A 23,462-nucleotide genomic window follows, 5' to 3' on the forward strand; every position below is an offset into this window, starting at 1 on the left:
CTACGACCACTGCGTTACTGGATGGCGCCGGCAAGCGAGAAGATGGGGAGGTACATGCCGATGAGGAAGCCACCGACCACGCCGCCGAGGAACACCATGAGCACCGGCTCGATCATCGCCGTGAGGCTGTTGATGGCCGCGTCCACTTCGTCGTCGTAGAAGTCGGCGATCTTGTTGAGCATGGTGTCCATGGCGCCCGTCGCCTCACCGACGCCGATCATCTGGACCACCATCGACGGGAACACCTTCGTCTCGGCCAGAGGCCCCGCGATGTTCTTGCCCTCGGCGATCTTCCCGCGGACGTAGATGATGGCGTCTTCCACCGTGCGGTTACCGGCCGTCTTCGCGGTAACGTCCAGCGCGTCCAGGATGGGCACGCCCGAGGAAATCATGGTCCCCAGCGTGCGGGTGAACCGAGCCACGGCCACCTTGCGGAGCACGGGGCCGAAGACGGGCATGAACAGGAACACCTTGTCCCAGAACTTCCGGCCACGCGGCTGGCGATAGCTCCACGAGAACGACGTCACGACGACTGCAATCGAGATCACGGCATGGAAAAAGTACTCCTGTGCCATGTGTGAGAAGTTCACGATCATCTGCGTCGGCCCCGGCAACTCCGAGCCGAAGTCCGCGAACATCTTCTCGAAGACGGGCGTCACCTTCAGCAGCAGCACCGCCGTCACGCCAATGGCCACCAGGATGACGATGACCGGGTAGGTCATCGCGCTCTTGACCTTGGACTTGAGCTTCTCGTTCTTCTCCCGGTACGCCGCGAGCCGGTTGAGGATGGCGTCGAGGATACCGCCCACCTCGCCTGCGGCGCAGAGCTGGACGTAGAGTTCGTCGAAGACCTTGGGGTGCTCCTTCAGCGCATCCGCGAAGGTGCTGCCCTGCTCCACCTTGCCCTTGATGGCGAACAGCACCTTCTTGAAGGAAGGGTTGTCCATCTGGCTGGCCAGGATGTCGAGGCACTGCACCAGCGGAAGGCCGGCGTCGATCATCGTGGCGAACTGACGGGTGAAAACGAGGATGTCCTTGCCTTCGACGCCGCCCAGGCCGGGGATGGAGATGTCCCCATCCAGCAGGCCCTTTCTGCGCACCTTGACGGGGTTCAGGCCCAGGGACTTGAGGCGCGCGTTGACGGCCTCGACGTCCATCGCCTCCATCTCACCCTTTTTCGACTCCCCGCTCTTGGTCTTCGCCTCCCAGAGGAACTGGGCGGTGGCCTTCTTGGGAGTTGATGCCGACTTCACTGCTGGGGCTGCCATGAGCTGGACCTCCGCGGGTGCCGCGCCACTCTAACCGCTGATCTCCAAATCCCGGAACTAACGACCACCCGCTCCCCCGCCTGGTCGCTGCATCCCGGGCAGGGCCCCGCCGCCGCCCGTGGCCAGGATGTTGCGCAGCTCCTCCGCGTCGCTAGAGCGCCCGAAGGCCTCGTCCTGGGTGATGAGCCGCCGCAGCAGCAGCGCCGCCAGAGCCTGGTTGAAGGTCTGCATGCCGAACTTCGCCTGGCCGACCTGCATGGACGAGTAGATCTGGTGGACCTTGTCCTCGCGGATGAGGTTCCGGATTGCGGGGTTGGGCACCATCACCTCCAGCGCCAGGATGCGGCCAGGGCCGCCCGCCTTCGCGACCAGCGCCTGGCTCATCACGCCTTCCAGCACGAAGGACATCTGCGCGCGGACCTGCGGCTGCTGGTACGGCGGGAACACGTCCAGCACGCGGTTGATGGTCTGCACCGCGCTATTGGTGTGTAGCGTCGCGTAGCAGATGTGACCCGTCTCGGCGATGGTGAGCGCCGCCTCAATCGTCTCCAGGTCGCGAAGCTCACCGACGAGCACGATGTCCGGGTCCTGGCGGAGGATGTACTTGAGGGCCGTCTTGAAGTTCCGCGTGTCCGCTCCCACCTCGCGCTGATTCACGAGGCAGTTCTTGTGCGGGTGCAGGTACTCGATGGGGTCCTCGATGGTCATGATGTGCTCATGACGCTCGGTGTTGATCTTGTCGATCATCGAGGCCAGCGTGGTGGACTTGCCTGAACCCGTGGGGCCCGTCACCAGGATGAGCCCGCGCGGCTTCTTCACCAGCTCCGCCACCACCGGCGGCAGCCCCAGCTCCTGGAACGTCAGAATCTTGAAGGGAATGGTCCGGAACGCCGCGGCGACCGCGCCACGCTGCATGAAGATGTTGGCGCGGAAGCGCGACAGGCCCTTCACACCGAAGGACAAGTCCAGCTCGTTCTCCTCCTCGAACTTGTGCTTCTGGGCGTCCGTGAGGATGGAGTAGCAGAGCTGCTTCGTCTCCACCGGGGTCAGCGGCGCCGTCTTCAAGGGAACGAGCTCGCCGTCGACGCGAAGCTGCGGCGGAGAGCCGGTGGTGACGTGGAGGTCGGAAGCGCCCTTCTCGACCATCGCCTTGAGGAGCTGGTGCAGGTTGGCCACGGGGGGATGTCCTTCGGGGGGAGTGCGGTGGGAGGGAGGTTGACTAGAAGCGGTCCGGGGCGGTGTTTCCCACCACCTCTTCCAACGTGGTGGCGCCGTCCATCATCTTGCGAAGACCGCTCATGCGCAGGCTGCTCATGCCCAGGCGGATGGCCTCCTGCTTCAACTCCGCGGCGGAGGCACCGTTGATGACCAGCTCCTTGAGGCCGTCCCAGAAGGGCATGACCTCGTAGATGGCCACGCGGCCGCGGTAGCCACGGTCGTTGCAGTCGCGGCAGCCGACCTTCTCGTACATCGTGAAGGTGCCAATCTTGTCCGGCGGAACACCGGCGTCGATGAGCGCCTGCTCGTCCACGTTCTCCGCCGGCTTCTTGCAGGCCGGACACAGACGACGCGCCAGACGCTGGGCGAGGATGAGGTTCAGCGAGGCCGTCACGAGGAACGGCTCGATGCCCATGTTGAGCAGACGGCTCACCGTGCCCGGGGCGTCGTTGGTGTGCAGCGTGGAGAGCACCAAGTGGCCCGTGAGCGCCGCCTTCACGCCGATTTCCGCCGTCTCGAAGTCACGGATCTCACCAATCATGATGATGTCCGGATCCTGGCGAAGGAAGGAGCGCAGCGCCGCGGCGAAGTTCAGGCCGATGTCGTCATGCATCTGCACCTGGTTGATGCCGGCGAAGTTGAACTCGACCGGGTCCTCCGCGGTGCAGATGTTGGTGTCCAGGCCGTTGAGGCTGGAGAGCGCCGAGTACAGCGTCGTCGTCTTGCCCGAGCCCGTGGGGCCCGTCACCAGCACCATGCCGTAGGGACGGTCGATGGCCTCCTTGAACCAGGCCAGCGGCTGCGCGTCGAAGCCCAGCTTCGTCATGTCGAGCTGGAGGTTGCTCTTGTCGAGCAGACGCATCACGACCTTCTCGCCGAAGAGCGTGGGACACACGCTCACGCGGAAGTCCATCTCCTTGCCGCCGCCCATCTTGATCTTGATGCGGCCGTCCTGCGGAAGGCGCCGCTCGGAGATGTCCAGCGAGGCCATGATCTTCAGACGCGACGTAATCGCATTGCGCAGCTTCATCGGCGGGCGCATCACCTCGTACATCACGCCGTCGATGCGGAAGCGGACGCGGAAGTCCTTCTCGTAGGGCTCGACGTGGATATCGGACGCGCGCTTCTTGATGGCGTCCATGAGGATGAGGTTCACCAGCTTGACCACGGGCGCGTCGTCCGCGGCCTTGGCCATCTCATCGATGTTCTCCGTCTCTTCCTTGGTGACCTCGATGTCGTCACCGACGTCGCCGACGATGTCCTCCAGCGACGGGCCCTTCTCCGCGTAGTAACGCTCGATGGCCTCGCGGATGGAGACCTCGGAGGCGACCACCGTCTCGATGTTGTAGCCGGTGAGGAACTTCAGGTCGTCCACGGCGAAGATGTTGGACGGGTCGCACATGGCCACGATGAGCGACGGGCCCGCGCGGTTGACGGGCACCACCAGGTGCTTCTCCGCCACTTCCTTCGGCACCAGCTTGATGATGTCCGGCTCGACGTCGAAGTCCTTCAGGTTGATGGCCGGCACGCCGTACTGCTTGGAGAGGAAGTCGGTCAGCTTCGACTCCTCGATGGCACCCGTCTTGACGAGCGCGGTGCCGATGCGCGTGCCGTTCTTCTGCTGCTCTTCCTGGGCCTTGCGCAGCTGCTGCACGGAGATGAGGTTCTCGCGAACCAGCAGTTCACCGAGTCGACCGGACATTCGTTGATGCCTCTTCCTTGAAGAAGAAAGAAGCGGGCGGGGGCCCGCCTCCGAGCTCAAAGACGCTGGAGCGGTGCCCGGGTGATCCACACCCCATGGCACGGTTCCTGATTGCGAATTAGAGGGGAGCGGCGCGCGCGCGTCAAGGCGCCCTCGCCTGCTCCCCTGCTGTCACAAACCGTTGAACGGACACGGGAAAATTGCTCAGCTCTCCTCGCGCGCAATCACGGCGCGCGCGGCCTCCACGTCACGCTTGATCTGTCCCGTCAGCTCCACCACCGAACCGAAACGCTGCTCGGGGCGCAGGCGGTCGAGGAACTGCACGCGCAGCTCCTTGCCGTACAGGTCGCCGGTGAAGTCGAGCAGGTGCGCTTCGATCGTCACCTCCGTGCCGCCAAAGGTGGGCTTCACACCGATGTTCGCCGCACCGCCATGCCAGGTGCCTTTTGACTCGCCCGGCAGCTGGACGCGGATGGCATAGACGCCCGGTGCGGGGCGCAGCTCGTTCTGCGTGTCCACGTTCGCGGTGGGGAACCCGATGCCCCGCCCCCGCCCTGCGCCCGTCACCACCGTGCCGTCCAGGTCGAAGGGACGGCCCAGCAGTCGCCGCGCCGCGGACACGCGCCCCTCCAGGATGTACTCGCGCACACGTGATGACGACGCCACCACGCCATCCACCGTGACGGGCGGAACCACGTGCACCGTCGCCCCGCGCCGAGCTGCCGCCTCGCGCAGCGTCTCCACGGTGCCGCGCCGGGCAGCGCCGTAGGTGAAGTCGCTGCCCACCACAACGTGCGCGACGCCGAGCACGTCGAAGAGCGCGGCCTCGAATTCCGCAGGCGGCGTGCGCGCGTATTCGCGCGAGAAGGGCTGCACCACCGCCGCGTCCAGTCCGCACTCCTCGAACAGCTCCAGCTTGCGCGGCAGCAGCGTGATGAGCTTCGGCGCCAGCTCCGGCTGGAGCACCTTGCCCGGGTGGGGATTGAAGGTGAAGGCAGCGGCCCGCCCGTGACGACGCGCCTCCGCGAAGAGGGCCTGATGGCCCACGTGCACACCGTCGAAGTTGCCCAGCGCGAGTGCCTGTCCGGCCAGCGCCCGGCCCGCGTCCGCCACCGCAGGGAAGACCTTCATGGGCTCCCGTATACTCCAGGCCTCGCGTTTTTCCCTGGCCAAACCCGTCGCCGCCGTGGTTGGTGGCGCCCGCCCATGTCCCGTCCTCGCCTGCTCCCCGAGCCCGTCGGCCTCAAGTTCGTCACCCAGGAGACCCCGCCGGACTGGGACGCCGAATTCGGCTTCAGCGGACCGCTCGAGCTGGAAATCGGCTCCGGCGCGGGCGGCCACGCCCTGGAGTACTGCCGCCGTCACCCCGAGGTGCGCTTCGTCGCCTTCGAGTGGCGCAAGAAGTACGCGCGCGACACCCAGGACCGCGCGGACAAGGCGGGCCTGCGCAACCTGCGCGTCGTCGAATCCGACGCCCGCTTCATCGTGCCCCGCATCTTCGCACCCGGCTCGCTCGCCGCCATCCACCTCCAGTTCCCCGACCCCTGGTGGAAGCGCTCCCACGCCAAGCGCGCCGTGATTCAGCCCGCGTTCGCCGAGCTGCTGTACGGCAAGCTCGCACCGGGCGGCCTCTTCGACATGCGCACCGACGTCCAGGACCGCGGCGTGACGATGCTCGCCATCCTGGAATCCGCCGGTTTCAAGAACCCCCTGGGTTCAGGTGTTTTCCATCCCTATGACCCAGAGGAAGTGCCCTCCACGAGGGAGCGCCGCTACCTGGCCAGCGGTGAGCCCGTGTATCGGGCGCGGCTACTGAAGCCTGCCTGACGTCGGCGCCCCGGGCGCGCGCCGAGCCCCTTGCATCCCCGGTGCGGGCAGTGAGAATGGCGGGCAACCCCGCACCGCGCGCGGGACGATTGCACCGGGGGCGAGACATTCATGGCGGATGGCGAACGGAAGAGGACGCTGGAGGTCGCCCGCCGTGCCCCCCCCGCAGGGGAACTCAGTGGCCGCACGGTGCTCATCGTGGACGATGACCCGGTGCATGTCCGGCACGTGCGCGACGGCCTGGCTCCTCACGGGTACGTCTTCACCGAGGCCCATGACGGCACCCAGGCGCTGTCCGCCATCCGGGAGTCCCGCCCCGACCTCATCCTCATGGACGTGGAGATGCCGGGATTGGGCGGCGTGGAGGTGTGCCGCATCATCAAGGCGAACGCGGGTGAGGACGGCTTCGGCTTCATCCCCGTGATTCTCATGACGGCCCGGCAGGCCGCGGGAAAGGTGGAGGGGCTGGAGCTGGGGGCGGATGACTACCTGGTGAAGCCCTTCGACATGCTCGAGCTGTCGGCCCGCGTGAAGTCCATGCTGCGGCTGAAGGCGCTGCAAGACGCGCTGGTGGAGAAGAACCGGGAGCTGGACCGCGCCAACAAGGAGCTGGCGGCGCGGCGCGAAGAGCTGCTGGCGCTCACCCGCACGGATGCACTCACCGGCCTGTCGAACCGGCGCGCCTTGGAAGAGCGGCTGAACGACGAGTTCGCCCGCTCGCGACGTTACGGGGCGCCCCTGTCCCTGGTGATGCTGGACATCGACCACTTCAAGCGCATCAACGACAGCTTCGGGCACCCCTTCGGGGACCACGTGCTGAAGGCCGTGGCCCAGACGGCGCGGGCGCGGCTGCGGGAGGTGGACCTGCTGGCGCGTTACGGCGGCGAGGAGTTCATCGCCCTGCTCCCGGAGACGGGCCCCGCGGACGCGCTCCGGGTCTGCGAGCGGGTGCGCGACGCCATCGCCGCCCTGGAGCTGGAGCATGTGGGCGGGAGTGGCAAGCCGCAGTGCGTGCGGCTGACCGCGTCATTGGGCGTGGCCACGGTGCCGTCGGGCGACCTCCCGAGCGCGGAGGCGCTGCTGCGGGCTGCCGACGCCAGCCTCTATGCGGCCAAGGGAGCAGGCCGCAATCGCGTCCATCAGCACGCCGCGTGACATGTCCGAACCTCGGGCTTTCCCCCGGCGGCGCTTTGACCTAAACCCCTGTCCCCATGCGTCTCTCCGCGACGATGCCCTGGCTGGTAGCGCTGGTCCTGCTGCTGGGCCTGGGTGGCTGCAACCGGCCGCGCTTCGGCACCCCGCAGGACGCCTACACGTCCTTCCACCGGCTGGTGAAGCGAGGGGAGCTGCAGCAGGCGTGGGGCGCGCTGTCCAAGCCCACCCAGGACGCGCTGGCGCAGCGTGCACAGGTGGTGGGAGAGGCCTCCGGGGGTGAAGAAAAACCGGAGCCCATGGCCCTCTTCTTCGCGAATGTCCCTCCGCCTCCGGATGTTACGGAGGTCTCACTGGTCCGGGAGGAGGGAGACGTCGCGACAGTGCTCGTGCGCGCGGGAGAAAGCTCCCACGAGGTCCGGATGGTCCGTGAGCCGTCCGGGTGGAAGGTCGACCTTTCAGCATCCCTCCAGCCGTGAAGCCGGGCATGCCCGGAAAACTCGCATCAGGTAACGTACGACTGTGAACGACAGGAAGACACGGCGGGTGATTCCCGCGGTCGAAGTCATCCGGCGCCCGGCAACGACGCCCGGCACTGCCGCTCCGACCCCGACTCCGGCGCCCACGCCGCGCCCCACGCCTACCCCGCGCCCCACGGGCGTGGCGCCCACGCCCCGGCCAGCTGCTGGCACGGCGCCCCTGCCGACGCCTCGTCCCGCGCCCACGGGTACCGCACCGGCGGCAGCGCCAGCGACAGCGGCCCCCACGCCCCGCCCGACGACGAGCGTGACGCCTGGGGCTCGCCCGCTGGCTCCCCGCCCCTCGGGCCCTGGCACGGGTGCGCCTCCGGGCCGAGCCCCCGGCGGTGGGTTCGGCGGACGCCCCGGCGGCTTCCGGCCGTCCACGCCCCGGCCGCCCCCCACGCCCGAGCAGATTCAGGCGCTGGCGGTGCGCGAGCGCGTCCCCGCCCGCATCGCGAAGGGCGAGCTCGAAGGGAAGATGAAGTGCCGCATCTGGCGCAAGCTGCACGCCGAGGAGGCGAAGCGCTTCGACCAGGTGTACGAGCTGATGGGCCAGACGCCCAGCCTGTCCCTGGGTGACGCCTTCGGCGTGCTCCAGAGCGGCATGACGGTGGCCGAGTTCATGGCCCGCAAGGAGCGCACCCAGCGCAAGGCGGCCATCAAGCAGGCGCGCGGCGAGGTCGAAAACGCCGTGGTGGCGGACTTCCTGGCCCGGCTCATCAGCGACAAGGCAGAAGTCTCCGTGGTGCTGGCGGAGCGCTCCCTGTTGGACACGCTGCAGGTCGAGGAGCCCATCGCCTTCACGCTGGAGCGCACGGGCCGCCTGGAGAAGCTCCAGGTGGTGCTGCTGGCCCGGCGCACGGATTGGGAGCGGCTGCTGCCCGGTCTGGAGCGCGATGCCAAGCTGACGCAGAAGCCGTCCGCGGTGGCGCGTCAGCCGGACAAGCGCCCCCACTCGGACCCGCGCGCCTTCCTGGACCACATCGGGCAGACGGTGCGGATGGTGCTGCGCAACGGCATCACCCTCCAGCTTCCGCTGATTCGCGTGGGCCGGTTCGACCTGCTGCTGGGCGAGGAGGGCCACGAAGTCTTCGTCCCGCTCCACGCCCTGCTGCGCTTCGAGCCTGTCGCCTCCACCTCCGACGAGAGCGCCCCCGCGGACGAGGCCTGAGGCCCATCCCCGCGGGGGGCTCGCCCCCTCACCGCCGAGACATCCATGCGTCAGTTCATCTCCCGCATCATCAAGCCCTGGCTTGCCCTGGCCGCGACGGCCGCCATGGTGGGCATCACCCAGCAAGGGTGCGCGAAGGACGCCGACGCGGCGAAGCCGCCCGCCGTCCCGGAGAAGCGGGAGAACGGCGTACGCATCGTCGAGCTGTCCGTCACCGAGAAGGGCTACGAGCCCAGCCCTGTGAATCTCAAGAAGGGTGAGCCGGTGAAGCTGGTGGTGACGCGCAAGACGGACCACACCTGCGCCACCGAGGTCGTCATGGACGGCTACGACATCAACACGCCGCTGCCGCTCGACCAGCCGGTGGAGATTGCCTTCACGCCGAAGGAGTCCGGCAAGCTGGTGTACGGCTGCGCCATGAACAAGATGATTTCCGGCGTTTTCATGGTCGACTGACGGACGCTGGCCGATTTCTGGGCAGCGCCGCCGGGAGGAGTAGTCTCCGCGGCCTGAATGGGCGGCGCGGCGGAGCTCTTCACCCGGCATGTCTTCCTCGACCTCGAAACCACGGGGCTGGACCCGCGCGTGGACGAGGTCATCGAGCTGGGCTGCATCTTCTTCGAGAACGGGCGCGAGGTGGAACGCTTCGCTCGCATGTACTCGGCGTCGCGGCCCCTCCCCCTCACCATCCGGCGGCTGACGGGCCTGACGGACGCGGACCTCGCAGGGCATCCGCGCTTCGGCACCGACATCGCCGAGCTTCGCGAGAAGCTCTCCGGCTGGACGGTGGTGGCGCACAACGCGCCCTTTGAAAAAGGCTTCCTGCCGGACCTGCTGGGCCCCATCCGCGCCCCGGTGCTCGACTCCTGCGAGTTGATGCACTACCTGCACCCGGAGCTGCCCAGCCACTCGCTGGAGTCGCTGCTGCGCTGGGGCGGGCTCGCGTTGAGGCAGCCGCACCGCGCGGTGTCGGACTGCGAGGCGGTGTACTCGGTGCTCGTGCACGCCATGGAGCGCTGCGTCCGCGAGGGCCGTGGCGATGACGTGGTGGACCTGCTCGCCGCGTTGGACCCGCGCAAGGGCGCGGAGCTGCGCCTGGCGATGGAGGGCGTGGGCCTGAAGGACGGTGCGAGCGGCGCGTTCGACTACGAGGAATGGCCGCTGGTAGACCTGCTGTCGCGCCTGGCCGCCGCGTGCCGTGAGGAGGCCGCGCCGCTTTCGCTGGAGGCTCAGGGCTTCCTTCGCGGGAAGCCGGAGCGGCGGCGTGCCGGAGGCGCCACGGCGCTGCCCGAGCCAGAGGCGGATGCCCCCGTGCTGCCGGTGCGTCCGGATGAGGTCTCCGCGCTGCTGGGCGCGGGAGGGGCGCTGGAGCAGGCCGGTGAAGGGTTCATGAGCCGGGCCGCGCAGCTCGACGTCGCGCAGGCGGTGGCGCGGGCGCTGTCGGACGGCGGGCAACTGGCGGTGGAGGCCGGCACGGGCACGGGCAAGTCGCTGGCGTACCTGGCTCCCGCGGCGCTCTTCGCCGCGCGCAACGGATGCAAGGTCGGCGTGGCGCCGCACACCAAGACGCTCCAGGACCAGCTCCTGGAGAAGGACCTGCCTCGGCTTCACCGCGCCACGAAGGGCGCCTTCGGCTACGCCCTGCTGAAGGGCCAGACGAACTACCTGTGCCGCCGCCGCGCGCTGGAAGCCACTCGGGTGGAGCCCGGCATGGGGCACTCCGCGCGCGCGCCTCGGGCGTATCTGCGTGCGTACCTGCGTCGCAGTGGCGAAGGAGACCTGGACCGGCTGAGCCACTGGTTCCGCGAGCGCTTCCCGGTGCTGATGGCGCTGGTGCCCGCCGTGCGCTCCGAGGCGTCAACGACGCTGGGCGAGAAGTGCCCGCACTTCCACCGCTGCTTCTATCACTCGGCCGTGGCGCAGGCCCGTGAGGCGGACGTGCTGGTCATCAACCAGTCGCTCGCCTTCGCGTGGCCCGCGCGCTACCCGAAGCTGGACCACCTGGTCCTCGACGAGGCGCACGAGGTGGAAGATGTCGCCACCACCGCACTGACGCTGGAGCTGTCGGACCTGGCCTTCCTCCGCCTCACCGAACGGCTGCATGGCAGGGACGGACGGCGCGGCCTTTTCGCCGAGCTGCGCAAGGCGCTGAGCGCTTCTCGCCGGACGGAGACACGGTCGCTGATGGGCGAGGTGGAGGATGGCCTTCGCCGGTTGCTTGACGACGCGCGCGACCTCGGTGCACGCGTGACGGAGCTGTGCGAGCCCACCGCCACAGCCGTGGGCGAGGACCCGGATGAAGGTGCGTACTCTCCGGAGCTGCGCATCACCGCGACCGTGCGCACCCTGCCCGCCTGGGAGCCGGTACGCGAAGGACTGGAAGGCGTGCGCGGCGCACTCCAGGCGCTGCATGTCCTGCTGTCCGTGCGCGTGCTGGCCGCCCTTCCTGAGCTGGCGGCTCGACAACCCGCGCTGGAGCGGGAGCTGTCTGGTGCCACCACCGAGCTTGGCGAACTGGCGGTGCTCGCGGGCGAGCTGTCCGGAGAGGCCGCGCCAGGACGGTGCTACGCGGCCACCGCGGAACCGAAGCGGCAGCGGTGGAGCTTGAGCGCCCAGCCGGTGGATGTCTCCGCCTACGTGTCGAAGGACTTCGCGGAGAGCAAGCGCACGCTGGTGCTCGCATCCGCCACGCTGGGCACTGGCGACGGCTTCCCCTTCGTCCTCCGGCGCTTGGGGCTCGACGGGCGCGGAGGCCGACCCGCGCCCCGACTGGTACGCGCGGCCACGCCCTTCAAGCTGCATGAGCAGGCGCTGGTCGTGCTCGTCACCGATGCGCCTCGTGCGCACGAGGAGGCCTTCGTGGAGTGGGCCTCGCTCCGGATTTCGGGCCTGGCACAGACGATGGGAGGCCGGGTGCTGGGGCTGTTCGCGTCGACGCGCCGCATGGAGCGCGTGGGCACGAGCGTCCGCGGACGGCTGGACCCACTGGGCATCGAGGTGCTGCGGCAGTCACGCGGGCACAGCCGCTCGCTGGCGGCACGGCAGGAGAAGGACACGGGCACCGTGCTGCTGGGGACCAAGAGCTTCTGGCAGGGCGTGGACATCCCCGGTCGCGGCGTCGGCTGCGTGTTCATCGACAAGCTGCCCCTGGAGCCCGCCATGCGTCCGCTGGTGGCCGCGCGCGAGGAGCCCCTCTCTCGCAGCGGCGGCGAATACATGGGATTCCTCCACTACCGGCTCCCCCGCGCCCTGCTGCAACTGCGCCAGGGCGTGGGCCGGCTCATCCGGGCGACGACGGACCGGGGCGTGGTCATCATCTCGGACCCGGGGCACCCCAGCTACCGTGGCCACCTGATGAACGCGCTGGAGGGATATCGCGTCGAGGCGCTTCCGTGGGCCCAGGCGCGCCTGCGCATCCACGCGATGCTGAAGGAGACGGGACTCACCGTGGAGTCAGGACCCGCGCGGTCCTGGGGGTGAGCCCCCGAAGGGCTCAGTCTTCGAGCCGGGTGCGGTAGCGCGCATCCAGGGCGCGCAGCTCGTGGATGAGCTCGGGGGAGGCGCCCGAGCGCTCCGCGGCCAGGAGGACGTTCGCCAAGGTCCTCGCGTCCTCCTCGTTCTGCTCGCGGAGGCGCTGCACCATCTTCCGCGTGGCATCGAAGAGGTCCTGGAGGTCATCGCCATCCCGAAGCCCGTGCTGGGGTGGACGCAGCCGGCCGTCGTGGACCTCCTGCACCATGCGGCGGATGCGGAAGAGCGGGCCCGCCACCTTGTGCGTCACCACGATGGTCCCCAATCCCACCACCGCGATGAAGGCCACCAGAAAGCCTCCCAGCGCCCACCAGGTGAGCTTCTGCTGCCGCTCCAGCTCAGCGCGTTGGGCAACGATGGCGGCACGCTCGGCCTCGTAGGCCGCGTCGATGGCCCCTGCCTTCTCGCGGAAGCTCGCCTCGAACGTGGGGTCGTCCATCCGAGTCAGCAACTCGTTGGAGAGCGTGGCGCCGGACAGCTCGCGGCTGACCTCCGCCGCGCGGGAGCGGGCCTCCACCGCCGTCGCCGTCTCGCGCATCAGCGCCTGTGCACCTCTCACGAGGAACACGCCCAGCAGCGCCGACAGCACGAGCGTCACCGACACGATGTACGCCGTCAGCTTGAGCTGGAAGCCCGTTTCGAGAAGGAAGTTGCGCCAGCGCCGCTTGGCTGGCGTCAGGGGCGCCGTGGTCGTCGTCATGTCTCGCTGCTCCACTCGAAGGTCTCCGCCGCTTCCTCCACCGCGCGAGGTACCAGCGCCTTGAGGAGATCGCCAGGCTGAGCGCCCGTGGCATTCACTTCCACCTGCCCCATCAGCGACAGGTCCGGGTAGGTGAGGCATACCAGCGCCACCCGCAGTCCGCCGCCGTCCGTCGCATGAAGCTCCGGGGTGATGCGGTAGCCCCGCACCCGAAGCTTCTTCAGCGTGCCCTTCGCCGCCGCCTTCGTCTCCTTCGCGGGCGCGAGCTGGGCCCCGCTCCGCATCAGCCGCGAGCGCAGCCGCGCCTCCGTCGCCTTCACCAAATCGGCGGGGAGCTTGCCCGTGCGGTCCTTGACCGCATCGAGATGCACGTAGAAGCGCGGCGGGCGGGACTGGTACTCCTTCAGGGCCCCCACCGCCTCGCTCACCGCGGATTGGACCGACGCGTCCGCGTCCGCCTTGTGGGCCTGGAGGCAGTCGAGCCCGCCGGGCTCCAGCAGCTTCGCCAGCCCCTTCGCCGCGGCCGCGCGCACCAGCTCGCTCTCGTCCTTCAATCCGTTGCACAGCAGCGGCACGGCCTCCGGGTCCTCCGTGGCGCCGAGCACCAGCGCCGCCTGCGAGCGCGAGCGCGGGTCCTTGCTCTTCTGGAGCTGCTTGCCCAGGAAGGCAATACGGGAGTCACCCTGAGCCAGGGCCGCGCAAGGCGCGAGGAGCAGCAGGACGAGGGCGGAGGAAAGCAGCTGCATGCGCAGGGAAGGAGTCCGAAGAGTCTAACGCCGTCTGACGATTGGCGAACAGTTGCATGGCCTTGCACATGGAAGACAGTGGGTCATGCCCACTCCCGCCCTGAAGGGCCGTCCCCGCCTCTGTCAGTCCCGGTGTCTGTTCAGACCTGGGGATGCCGCGGGGAGGGCACGGCGCGGGGCGCCAACCCGGGCGGCATATCCACGGCACAGCGGCTCGGGCTCGGCCCCTGGAGCCCCCACAGCCGGTGCCTCCCGCCCCCTCCACGGCAGCAGGACTGGCAGGAATCGAGCCATCCGCTCGGGGATGTGGCCTTCATGCGGTAATGTGCGCGTCTCCAGGAGGGCTCACCAGGTGTCTTTCACGTCCCGGTTGGAAGGTCTGCTCCAGAACGTGGGGTTGGGCGGTATCGTGGGTGAGGTGCGCGCGCGCCTCGGGCTCAAAGAGCCTCGAGACGCATCCGTGCCCCGGGCCTCGGACTTCCCTTCACCGCCTCCCCGTGGCGCCACGCAGCAGACCGTGGTCGAGCGCACGCCGCGTCCCAGGCAAGTCGTCTCCCAGCCGTCCGACGCGCCACCGCCGGAGCCGACCGTGGCAGAGCGCACTCCGCTACGTAGTGCGGTAACCACCGACGCTGTCGCACCTTCGGCTGCCCAGTCCGCTACGCCTGAGCCATCCCGAAAGGTGACGGCGAAGGCGCCTCGCACCGGGGCGAAAAAGAAGAAGCCCGCAGCACGGCAGGCTCAGAGCAGCACGGGAACCAAGTCGGAGAAGCGGACGGCCCGCCCGACTACGAAGGTCAAGAAGCGAGCGCGCCCCGCGAAGGAGGCCGCTTCGCGCGCGACCGGGAATGGCAGCACGGCTGTGGACCAGTTGCTGTCCGCGCTGCGCAGCCATCCGCGGCAGCAGGATCTCATCTCGGCAGGCAAGCAGAAGGACCAGCTCGTGCGGTCGCTCATCCCCCTCTATCTCGCACGCTCGCTCAACGCGGAGCTGGAGGTGACGTCTGGAACAACGTCGCGATTCTGGGGGGAGCTCGGTGTCACCTACGCCGCGCCGAACGCGGCCAAGGCGCTCCGCCTGCACGGTGGTTACGCACAGGACACCCAGAAGGGCAAAGCCATCACGGCTCGGGGCGTCCAGTACGTGGAAGAAATGCTGAGTCGTTTCGGGAACGCCTCCTCGGGTACTTGAACGACGAGCAGCCGCGATGGGCCATAGGGCGCGGGGCGCCCCGTCCTCGCCTCACCCCATCGCGAGCAGACACTTCGTTGAGGCCACCATCACTCGGTTTGAACCGTCCCTGGTGTATCGGCAATCGCCCATGCGCGAGAGTGAACGCCATACTGGACCCAAGCCTGATCCATCGCCCAAGCATCTGCCAGAGCCACCCCAGACAAACAACAGGTAGGCTCCGTCCTCTTCTTCGGCAATCTCAAGCGACACCGTCTGCCCGAGTTCCCTATGCAGCGACGACTCATGTGTCGCCGAATCAGACAATGAGGTCACACGCGAGCACGGAATCTGGGCAACAAACCTCGGTCCCATCGAAGTCACCTTGCCCTCCGAAAACGTCCTGCCTCACTCCAGTGGCAGTCCCTGTACTCGACTGACTACACGAGCCCTCCGGGCATTCACGGCGCCTGCATCCCTCACCCGTGGATTCCGTCACGCAGTGAACGAGGGTAGGCCACGCGAATCGAAGCACCGAGCCGCCAGTACGCCAATGACTCACGACGAGAGGGCTGGGCAAAGCCGAGCGCCATCCGTGGCCCGTGAAGGCGGTACGGCTTCACCTGCCGCTCAAGCGCATGCCGGTCAGGTCGCCCGCCTGGCGAGAATCCTTGGAGCCGAAACAGCGAGGGCGATGCTGGTGCCCACGTCTCACACCTGATGTTCCGCCGGTATCCCCCTGACTCCCAAAGCCCGCGTCCCGCTGGCCCCCGCCCGGGCCACCAACCGGGTCAGTCCGGGGTTCCCGGGGTCGTCCGGCACCTCATGCAACCTCCAAGAACTCCTGCGAAGCCGCCTCTTGTGGCATATACCCACACCATGCCTTCCGCCCTGACCGCCTCCGAGATCCGCGAGGCGTTCCTCAAGTTCTTCGAGGAGCGCGGCCACCGCCGTGTGGCGTCCTCCTCCCTGGTGCCCGCCAACGACCCGACGCTGATGTTCACCAACGCGGGCATGGTGCAGTTCAAGGACGTCTTCACCGGCCGTGAGACGCGCGACTATCGCCGCGCCACCACGTCGCAGAAGTGCGTGCGCGCCGGCGGCAAGCACAACGACCTCGACAACGTCGGCTTCACCGCCCGGCACCACACGTTCTTCGAGATGCTCGGGAACTTCTCCTTCGGCGACTACTTCAAGGCCGACGCCATCGCGTATGGCTGGGAGTTCGTCACCCGGACGCTCGGCCTGTCCACCGACCGGCTCGCCGTCACCGTGTTCAACGGCGAGGGCGGCACCCCCTGGGACGAAGAGGCCTACGAGCTGTGGAAGAAGCAGGGCGTCCCCGCCGAGCGCCTCTACAAGCTCGGCCTCAAGGACAACTTCTGGGCCATGGGCGACACCGGCCCCTGCGGCCCCTGCTCCGAAATCCACTACCACCAGGGCGACGACATCCCCTGTGTCGAAGAGGCCGAGGGCAAGAAGTGTCAGGGCGTCGCCTGTGACTGCGACCGGTGGCTCGAAATCTGGAACCTCGTGTTCATGCAGTTCGAGCGCAAGGAGAAGGACGGGCCCCTCATCCCCCTGCCGAAGCCGTCCATCGACACCGGCGCGGGCCTGGAGCGCATCGCCTCCGTCGTCCAGGGCAAGCGGTCCAACTACGAGACCGACCTCTTCCAGAACATCCTCGCCACCGTCAGCGAGCTGTGCGGCAAGCCCTACTCGCAGGAGTCCGGCGCGTCCCAGCGCGTGGTCGCGGACCACAGCCGCGCGGCGGCGTTCCTCATCTCGGACGGCGTCCAGCCCTCCAACGAGGGCCGCGGCTACGTCCTGCGCCGCATCATGCGCCGCGCCATCCGGCACGGCACCCAGCAGTTGGGCCTGGAGGACGTCTTCTTCTTCAAGGTCGTCGACCGCGTCATCGAGCTGATGGGCGACGCCTACCCCGAGCTCCGGGAGAGCCGCACCTTCGTCCTGGAGGTCTGCCGGCACGAGGAGACGAGCTTCCGCCAGACGCTCAGCCGCGGCCTCAAGCTCATCGAGGAGGAGCTGTCCGAGCTGCAGAAAGCCGGCGGCAAGCAGCTCTCCGGCGACGTCGTCTTCCTGCTCCACGGCACCTACGGCTTCCCGTGGGACCTCACGCAGATCATCGCCGTGAGCGCGGCCTCGACGTGGACCTGGTCCGCTTCGAGGAGCGCCTCAAGGAAGAGGCGGACAAGAACAAGTTCGCGGGCTCTGGCGACAAGGCCACGGGCGAGGTCTACCTGAAGCTGGCGGAGCGGCTTGGGACGACGGAGTTCCTCGGCTACGAGGGCGAGGGGCACGAAGGCGAAGGCAGCATCCGGGCCATCGTCAAGGACGGCGCCGAAGTCACGCAGGCCACGCAAGGCGACACGGTGGAGCTGGTCCTGGACCGCACGCCCTTCTACGGCGAGTCCGGCGGCCAGATGGGCGACACCGGCCGCATCGTCGGCCACGGTGGCAAGGCGGTGGCGAAGGTCACCGACGCGCAGCGCCCCGTGCCGGGCCTCGTGGTCCACTCGGTAGAAGTCTCCGAGGGCACCTTCAAGGTCGGCGACATGGTCCAAGCCGGTGTGGACTCGGAGCGCCGCAAATCCATCCGTGCGAACCACTCCGCGACGCACCTGCTCCACAAGGCGCTCAAGCTCGTGCTCGGTGAGCACGTGAAGCAGGCGGGTTCTGTCGTAGCGCCGGACTACCTGCGCTTCGACTTCGCGCACTTCTCGCCCGCCACGTCCGCGCAGCTCGAGCAGGTCGAGGACCTGGTCAACGGCTGGATTCGCGACAACGCTGGGGCCGAGACGCGCGTCATGAGCCTGGAGGACGCGAAGAAGTCCGGCGCCGTCGCCATGTTCGGCGAGAAGTACGGCGAGACGGTTCGCGTCGTCACCGTGCACCCCGAGTCCACCGAGCTGTGCGGCGGCACCCACGTGCGCCGCAGCGGTGACATCGGCCTGTTCAAGATTGCCAGCGAGAGCGGCGTGGCGTCCGGCGTGCGCCGCATCGTCGCGCTGACGGGCATCGGCGCGCTCCAGTACGTCCGCGAACAGGAGCACGAGCTGCGCAAGGTGGCCGAGCTGTTCAAGTCGAGCCCGAAGGAAGTCTCCAAGCGCGTCGAGGCGACCCAGAAGCGCGTGAAGGAGCTGGAGCGCAAGGTCGAGGAAGTGGCCGTCAAGGCGCAGACGGCCAGCAGCAAGGACCTGCTGGAGCAGGCTCGCGACGTGAATGGCATGAAGGTCCTGGCCACCCAGGTGGACGCGGCGGACGACAACGTCCTGCGCGGCATGGCGGACCAGCTTCGTGACCGCATCCGCTCGGGCGTGGTCGCCATCGGCGGCGAGAAGGACGGCCGGGCCATCATCCTGGTCGCGGCCACCAAGGACGTCGTGGCCAAGGGCATCAACGCCGGCGCGCTGGTGCGCGAGATGGCCAAGGAAGTCGGCGGCAAGGGCGGCGGCAAGGCGGAGATGGCCCAGGCCGGCGGCCCGGATGCCTCGAAGCTCCCCGCGGCACTGGAGAAGCTGTACGAACTCGTGAAGGGCATGGGCACCGCGTGATGAACCACCGGGCCTCCGCTTCCGTGGCGCTCCTGGCGGCCACCCTCGTTCTGGGTGGTTGCAAGGAGGAGTCCGTGCCTGACTACGCGGGTACGGGTGATGACCGGACGCTTCAGAAGCTCCGCCAGGAAGTGGACCGGGTGAACCAGGGGGGCCGCCCCTCCCAGGGCCCCGAGGCCACGCGCGGAGACCCGAACGCGAACCTCGCGGGCCTGGCCGCGGGCATCAACGTCCCCACCGAGCGCGAATGGGAGCTTCCCTCCCCCAACAACGTCGTGCGCCTGGAGACCCTGTCCGTGAAGCTCACCGGACTGGAGGCGTCGCACTCGGTGAATGGCTCGGGGAAGGTGAGCCTGACCTCCGAGGACCTGTTCTTCCGCGTGCAGCTCATGACGCAGAACGTGGGCGGCGCGCCGCTCACCCTGGACCTGGACGGGGCGAAGCTCTTCGGGGCTGAAGGCCAGTCGTACGCCGTGGCCCGGGATGCACAGGTCGTCGGGGGCACCCGCCCCCTTCGGCGCACCTGGGCCCCGGACGAGCGCACCGACGTGGTCCTCCTGTTCGAGCTTCCTCCGGAGGCCCTTCGGGATGACGGGCTGCACCTGTTGCTTCAGGGCTCCGGGGGGGATGTGCGGATTCCCTTGAAATGAGCGGGACCGCGTCCAAGCTCCTCCCGCTTCGCATCCGCCTCCCGTACACGACGGAGGAGGAGTTCATCGACAAGTACGGCTCGAACGTGGCGCGCGGCGGCGTGTTCGTCGCCACGCGCGCCATGAAGCCCGAAGGCACCGGGCTGGCGTTCGAGTTCGTCCTGGCCGATGGGACACGGCTGCTTCGCGGCGAGGGCGTCGTCGTGAAAGCCCAGGTGGACGCGGTGGGCGGGCGTACCGGCATGACCGTGCGCTTCGTGAAGCTGGACGCAGCAAGCAAGGCGCTCATTGACCGGGTGGTGGCGAAACGTACCGGAAGCGTGGAGCCACAAGCTCCCGCCCAGGTCACGCTCCCTCCTCCGGTCCCTGCGCCCGCGCCACCTCCGGGACTCGTTCGCCGCACACCCGGCGCGAAGGCTTCGAATGCGGTGCGTGCCTCGATTCCACCCCACGAGCCCTCGCGGGAGAATGCGCGCGTCGAAGGCACGACGGCTGGAGTTCCTGACGCGGTGGCTGCCAACGGAGCCGCTCTCGCGAGCGCGGTGGCGGCTCCGGAACCCACGCCCATTTCCGATACTGCTACGGCAGATGATGGTGCGCGCGCGGAAGTGCCGGACTCCGGTACGGCTGCTCCGTTCTCCGAGTCCGAGCAAGTGCTGGATGAGCCTGCGTCCAGCACGGACGCGCATGAGGTGTCCGGTGAGGCGGACACGGGCTCACTCGATGCCTCTGACGCGTTCGGCGGGAGTGCATTCACTGATTCAGGGGCTCCGAGAACACAAGAGGCGGACGCGCGTCCGGGACCTGTCGCCTTTGAAGCTGATTCGAGTGACGGGCTCGACTTCGCCATCACCGCAAGCCTCGCGGCGTCCGAGGATGAAGGCGACAATGCGAATGCCATAGCCGCGCGACACGGCCTCGGTGAGCCCGCCAAAGCGCCACTCGTCCCGGAGGACTCGTCAACCGACGCCGGCACTGCGCCGACAGCTACCGCGACTCCGGACCTGACGGCGGAAACCTTCGACGCGCTGACTTTGAGCGAGCCAGTGGAGGCGCCTCGAACGCTGCTTCGTGTCCCGCCCGCACTCCACGCATCCCCGCCTGGTCCTGGTGGACCCGCGCCCGCTGAACTCGACGAAGCCGTCGGTGACGAAACTTCCACCCCGGCATTGCCTGCGCCTGACGAGTCCAAGCCCATACATGGAACGGGTGACGACTCGGCGAGTGACAAGCAGACCGGAGCAACAGCGAGCGATGGACCGGCCTCGACAACGGGGCCGATCGCGGCAGGAGCAGTTGCCTCGACGAAGCACGACGAACCAGCGCCGCGCCTGCATGCGACCTCCGCTCCGGCGACGAATGCAGATGCAGCGGCCCCCCATGGAGCATCTGTCCCTCAGGCGAGCACCCCAATCGTCGCGGAAGCTGGCACTTCCGCAACGAGGGAACCCTCCGCGACGATTCCGGCTACGGGCACCGCTCCCGCCAACGAAGCAGCCACGGAATCCTCCGCGACATCTGCGACCACGAGTGCCGAGCCCACCGCCAAGGGCAGCGATACATCCACGATTCGAGCAGCCGCAGAGGCATCGACCACAAGCGTCGAGCCCGACACTGACGCGGGCAACGAAGCAGGCCCGACACCCTCGGGAACGGTTGCCCCCGCGAGCGAAAAGCGCGATGCCAAAGCAGGCGACGCATCACCAACTGAAGCGCCAACTGCCACTTCGACCACAAGCGTCGAGCCCACCACCAAGGCAGGCCACGTAGCAGCCCCGGAGGCTTCCGCGACGGCCGCGCTCCCTCGTGCAAAGCACGACGCCGAAGCAGGCAACGCATCATCCATCACGAAGCCCTCCGCCGCGACGTCACCACTGAGCGATGCGCCCGTCGCCGAGGCAAGCAACGAGGCAGCTACCGAACCCGAAGCAGCAGCACCGAACACCGAAGAAAGTGGTTCGGTTGTCGCATCCGAATCCACGACGACGACCAACACGGATGACCAAATCGGTAGTGCTCCGGGCGAGGAAGCATCCCCGCCGAACACCGAAAAAAGTGGCCTGGGTGTCGCGTCCGAATCCACGACGACAACCAGCACGGATGACCCGTCCGGCAGTGCTCCCGGCGAGGCACCATCCACACAGGCGGTGGCCGCGCTCCCGAGCGCACCTGACGTCGCCAAGGCGGCGCCCGACGCTCCAGGGGCAAGGTCCGCTGAGCGATCGCAGGACGCCTCCGCATCAGGTGACACATCGCCCCAGGTGTCAGTCAGTGCAGCCCCCGCGGCCGAGTCGAGCCGACCAGAGCCGACACACGCGACCACTGAGCCCAAAGGGCACACCGCCGCTTCCGAAAGCGCGCCCCCAAGCGCGGCCTCGGATGAAGCTTCTCTGCCCAACACGGAAGCAGGCTCCGCACCTGCAGTGGCTGCCACGGGAGCAGCCCCAGCCCGTACCGAATCCGAGCCCACGCCCCCCGTCCCTCAGGACGCGGACGTGCCACGCAACCGCCGCCGTGCCCTGCTCGAAGTCCCCCTTCCCCAGCCGGCCTCGACGCCCGCGCTCCCCGAGGTGGTGCTGGGCATCGACCTGGGCACCTCCCATGCGCGCGTCGCCATAGTCCAGGACGGGACACCCAAGCTCATTCCCCTCCCCGGCACCAACACCACGGACCTCCCCGCGCTCATCGCGGTGAATGGCACCGGAGACCTCGTCGTCGGCGCCGCGGCCCAGACAGAAGGCCAACGCGCTCCCCGCCGTGCCATCTCCGGCCTCAAGCGGCTGCTGGGCCTGAAGCCGCGTTCTCCACAGCTCCGCTGGCTCGCCCCGCTGCTCCCCTTCCCCGTCACCACGGACACGAATGGGGACTCCGCCGTGGAGGTCCGTGGCCGCGTCATCTCGCCCACCCTCTTCACGGCCATGCTGCTTCGCGAGCTGAAGCATGCCGCCGCGACGCACCTGGGCCGCAAGGCGACCCGCGCCGTCATCTGTGCCCCCACGCACTTCACCGACCGCCAGTGCGCGGCCCTTCGCGAAGCCGCCACGCTCGCGGGGCTCGATGCCCAGCGCATCCTCATCGCCCCCGCGGCGGCGGCGCTCGCGTATGCGCATGGCCGAGGGCTCGCGCGAAAGCGGGTGCTCGTCGTGGACCTGGGCGGCGGCGGTCTCCAGGTCTGCGTGGTGCAAGTCACAGGTGACGACCTCGAGGTCATCACCACCGGGGGCGACGCCACCCTCGGCGGCATGGACTTCGATGCACGCATCGCCGAGGCCATCGCCAGCGACCTCTCCGAACAAGGCGTGCCCAAGCCGGACCATCCCCTCGACTGGGCCCCCCTGCGCACCGCCGCCGAGTCCACGAAAGTGGCCCTCTCCAGCCGGGAGCAGGTGGACGTCACCCTCCCCTCGGGAACCGTGCCCCCCATCAACCGGGAGCGCGTGGAAGCCCTCACCGCCGACCTCGCCCAGCGCGTCACCACCGTGGTCCGCGACGTGCTCGAATCCAATGCGCTCTCCCCCCAGGGGCTGGACGCGGTGCTCCTCGTCGGCGGGCAGAGTGCCGCGCCCCTGGTCCGCCGCCGGCTCGAAGAGAGCCTGGGCGTGAGCGTGCGTGACGACGTGGACGCGCGAGGCAGCGTGGCCCTGGGCGCTGCGCTGCTCGGACAGGGACTCCTCCTCGCCAAGGCCGGCAAGCCTGCGGCCACTGTCTCCGAGGTGCTCTCCTCACCGCTCGCGGTTGCCGAGCGCGGTGGCACCCTGCGCCGCGTCCTCGAACGGAACACCCGCCTGCCCGCCACCAAGACGCTGGTGCTTCCCACTGTACCGGGTCCACTTGAGCTGGCCCTCTTCCAGGGAGCCACCACACAGGCATCCGACGCCGAGTACCTCGGCCGGCTCACCCTCAACGTGGAGCGCGCGGGTGAGGTGGAACTGCACCTCGCGCTCTCCGTCGATGGGGCCCTTTCGCTCGAAGCCACCCTGCCCGGCGTGAAGCGGCACGCGGTGTCACTGGCCACGGAGTACCTGGACGACGCGGCCTTCGATGCGCTCATCGCCCGTTCGCCGCTCATCCCTGAGCCGGAGCGGCGCCCGGGTGGCGTGCTGTCCGGACTGAAGAAGCTCTTCGGCCGCCGCTGAGCCCCTCCCCGCACGTCCGCGCACAAGGCACGGCGTCCTTCGCCCCGTGGGCCGATGCGCTGGCGGCCATCCAGGCCACCGTGCGTCCCTGCGG

Annotated in this window: 16 protein-coding genes and 2 pseudogenes; 11 read left to right on the forward strand and 7 right to left on the reverse strand. The window is 68.6% G+C overall.

Annotated elements, in window-relative coordinates:
• Positions 1–14: 14 nt before the first annotated feature.
• The 4 genes from OZ403_RS30435 to OZ403_RS30450 form a co-directional block, all read right to left on the reverse strand.
• Entirely contained in the window at positions 15–1,268 is a 1,254-nt protein-coding gene (locus OZ403_RS30435; RefSeq protein WP_268782417.1) for a type II secretion system F family protein, read from the reverse strand.
• Positions 1,269–1,325: 57 nt separating this feature from the next.
• Positions 1,326–2,444, reverse strand: a complete 1,119-nt coding sequence (locus OZ403_RS30440) for a type IV pilus twitching motility protein PilT (RefSeq protein WP_140794794.1) — start codon at positions 2,442–2,444, stop codon at positions 1,326–1,328.
• A gap of 43 nt (positions 2,445–2,487) precedes the next feature.
• Positions 2,488–4,188, reverse strand: a complete 1,701-nt coding sequence (gene pilB, locus OZ403_RS30445; RefSeq protein WP_011555739.1) for a type IV-A pilus assembly ATPase PilB — start codon at positions 4,186–4,188, stop codon at positions 2,488–2,490.
• A gap of 204 nt (positions 4,189–4,392) precedes the next feature.
• Positions 4,393–5,319 (reverse strand): bifunctional riboflavin kinase/FAD synthetase, encoded by a 927-nt coding sequence (locus OZ403_RS30450; RefSeq protein WP_140856703.1) that lies wholly within the window; start codon positions 5,317–5,319, stop codon positions 4,393–4,395.
• Between the two features lie 75 nt (positions 5,320–5,394).
• Between OZ403_RS30450 and trmB the strand changes: the two genes are divergently transcribed.
• The 6 genes from trmB (at position 5,395) to OZ403_RS30480 (ending at position 12,339) form a co-directional block, all read left to right on the forward strand.
• Positions 5,395–6,015: a tRNA (guanine(46)-N(7))-methyltransferase TrmB gene (gene trmB / locus OZ403_RS30455; protein WP_140794796.1), complete on the forward strand. Its 621-nt coding sequence runs from the start codon at positions 5,395–5,397 to the stop codon at positions 6,013–6,015.
• Between the two features lie 111 nt (positions 6,016–6,126).
• On the forward strand, positions 6,127–7,170 hold the full coding sequence (locus tag OZ403_RS30460; protein ID WP_140794797.1) for a diguanylate cyclase: 1,044 nt from the start codon (positions 6,127–6,129) through the stop codon (positions 7,168–7,170).
• A gap of 56 nt (positions 7,171–7,226) precedes the next feature.
• Positions 7,227–7,646, forward strand: coding sequence for a hypothetical protein (locus OZ403_RS30465; RefSeq protein ID WP_140794798.1), 420 nt, complete (start codon positions 7,227–7,229; stop codon positions 7,644–7,646).
• 307 nt (positions 7,647–7,953) lie between these two features.
• Entirely contained in the window at positions 7,954–8,859 is a 906-nt protein-coding gene (locus tag OZ403_RS30470; protein WP_268782418.1) for a hypothetical protein, read from the forward strand.
• Positions 8,860–8,904: 45 nt separating this feature from the next.
• A complete protein-coding gene (locus tag OZ403_RS30475) occupies positions 8,905–9,315 on the forward strand; it encodes a cupredoxin domain-containing protein (RefSeq protein WP_140794800.1) in 411 nt (136 codons plus the stop codon).
• 57 nt (positions 9,316–9,372) lie between these two features.
• On the forward strand, positions 9,373–12,339 hold the full coding sequence (locus tag OZ403_RS30480; RefSeq protein ID WP_268782419.1) for a helicase C-terminal domain-containing protein: 2,967 nt from the start codon (positions 9,373–9,375) through the stop codon (positions 12,337–12,339).
• Between the two features lie 13 nt (positions 12,340–12,352).
• Here OZ403_RS30480 and OZ403_RS30485 read toward each other — a convergent pair whose 3' ends face one another.
• Together OZ403_RS30485 and OZ403_RS30490 are read right to left on the reverse strand one after the other, a co-directional pair.
• Positions 12,353–13,090: a hypothetical protein gene (locus OZ403_RS30485; RefSeq protein ID WP_011555747.1), complete on the reverse strand. Its 738-nt coding sequence runs from the start codon at positions 13,088–13,090 to the stop codon at positions 12,353–12,355.
• Positions 13,087–13,836 (reverse strand): HEAT repeat domain-containing protein, encoded by a 750-nt coding sequence (locus tag OZ403_RS30490; protein ID WP_268782420.1) that lies wholly within the window; start codon positions 13,834–13,836, stop codon positions 13,087–13,089. The genes OZ403_RS30485 and OZ403_RS30490 overlap by 4 nt, the downstream gene beginning before the upstream one ends.
• A gap of 682 nt (positions 13,837–14,518) precedes the next feature.
• Here OZ403_RS30490 and OZ403_RS30495 point away from each other — a divergent pair.
• The 4 genes and pseudogenes from OZ403_RS30495 to OZ403_RS30510 all read left to right on the forward strand — a co-directional run.
• Positions 14,519–15,028: a hypothetical protein gene (locus OZ403_RS30495; RefSeq protein ID WP_237077558.1), complete on the forward strand. Its 510-nt coding sequence runs from the start codon at positions 14,519–14,521 to the stop codon at positions 15,026–15,028.
• 858 nt (positions 15,029–15,886) lie between these two features.
• A pseudogene (alaS, locus tag OZ403_RS30500) lies at positions 15,887–18,582 on the forward strand (alanine--tRNA ligase).
• A complete protein-coding gene (locus OZ403_RS30505) occupies positions 18,579–19,232 on the forward strand; it encodes a hypothetical protein (protein WP_268782421.1) in 654 nt (217 codons plus the stop codon). Before alaS ends, OZ403_RS30505 begins: the two are co-directional and overlap by 4 nt.
• Positions 19,229–19,477: pseudogene (locus OZ403_RS30510) on the forward strand (TIGR02266 family protein); the annotation flags it as partial. The gene OZ403_RS30505 and the pseudogene OZ403_RS30510, both read left to right, overlap by 4 nt.
• 1,151 nt (positions 19,478–20,628) lie before the next feature.
• Here OZ403_RS30510 and OZ403_RS30515 read toward each other — a convergent pair.
• A complete protein-coding gene (locus tag OZ403_RS30515) occupies positions 20,629–21,330 on the reverse strand; it encodes a hypothetical protein (protein ID WP_268784937.1) in 702 nt (233 codons plus the stop codon).
• Between the two features lie 397 nt (positions 21,331–21,727).
• On the opposite strand from OZ403_RS30515, the gene OZ403_RS30520 reads away from it, so the two are divergent.
• Positions 21,728–23,368 carry an Hsp70 family protein gene (locus OZ403_RS30520; protein WP_268784915.1) on the forward strand — a complete coding sequence of 547 codons (1,641 nt, stop codon included), beginning with the start codon at positions 21,728–21,730 and terminating at the stop codon, positions 23,366–23,368.
• Positions 23,369–23,462 lie beyond the last annotated feature (94 nt).

It is taken from the genome of Myxococcus sp. NMCA1, from assembly GCF_026810205.1.
Lineage (GTDB): Bacteria > Myxococcota > Myxococcia > Myxococcales > Myxococcaceae > Myxococcus > Myxococcus xanthus_A.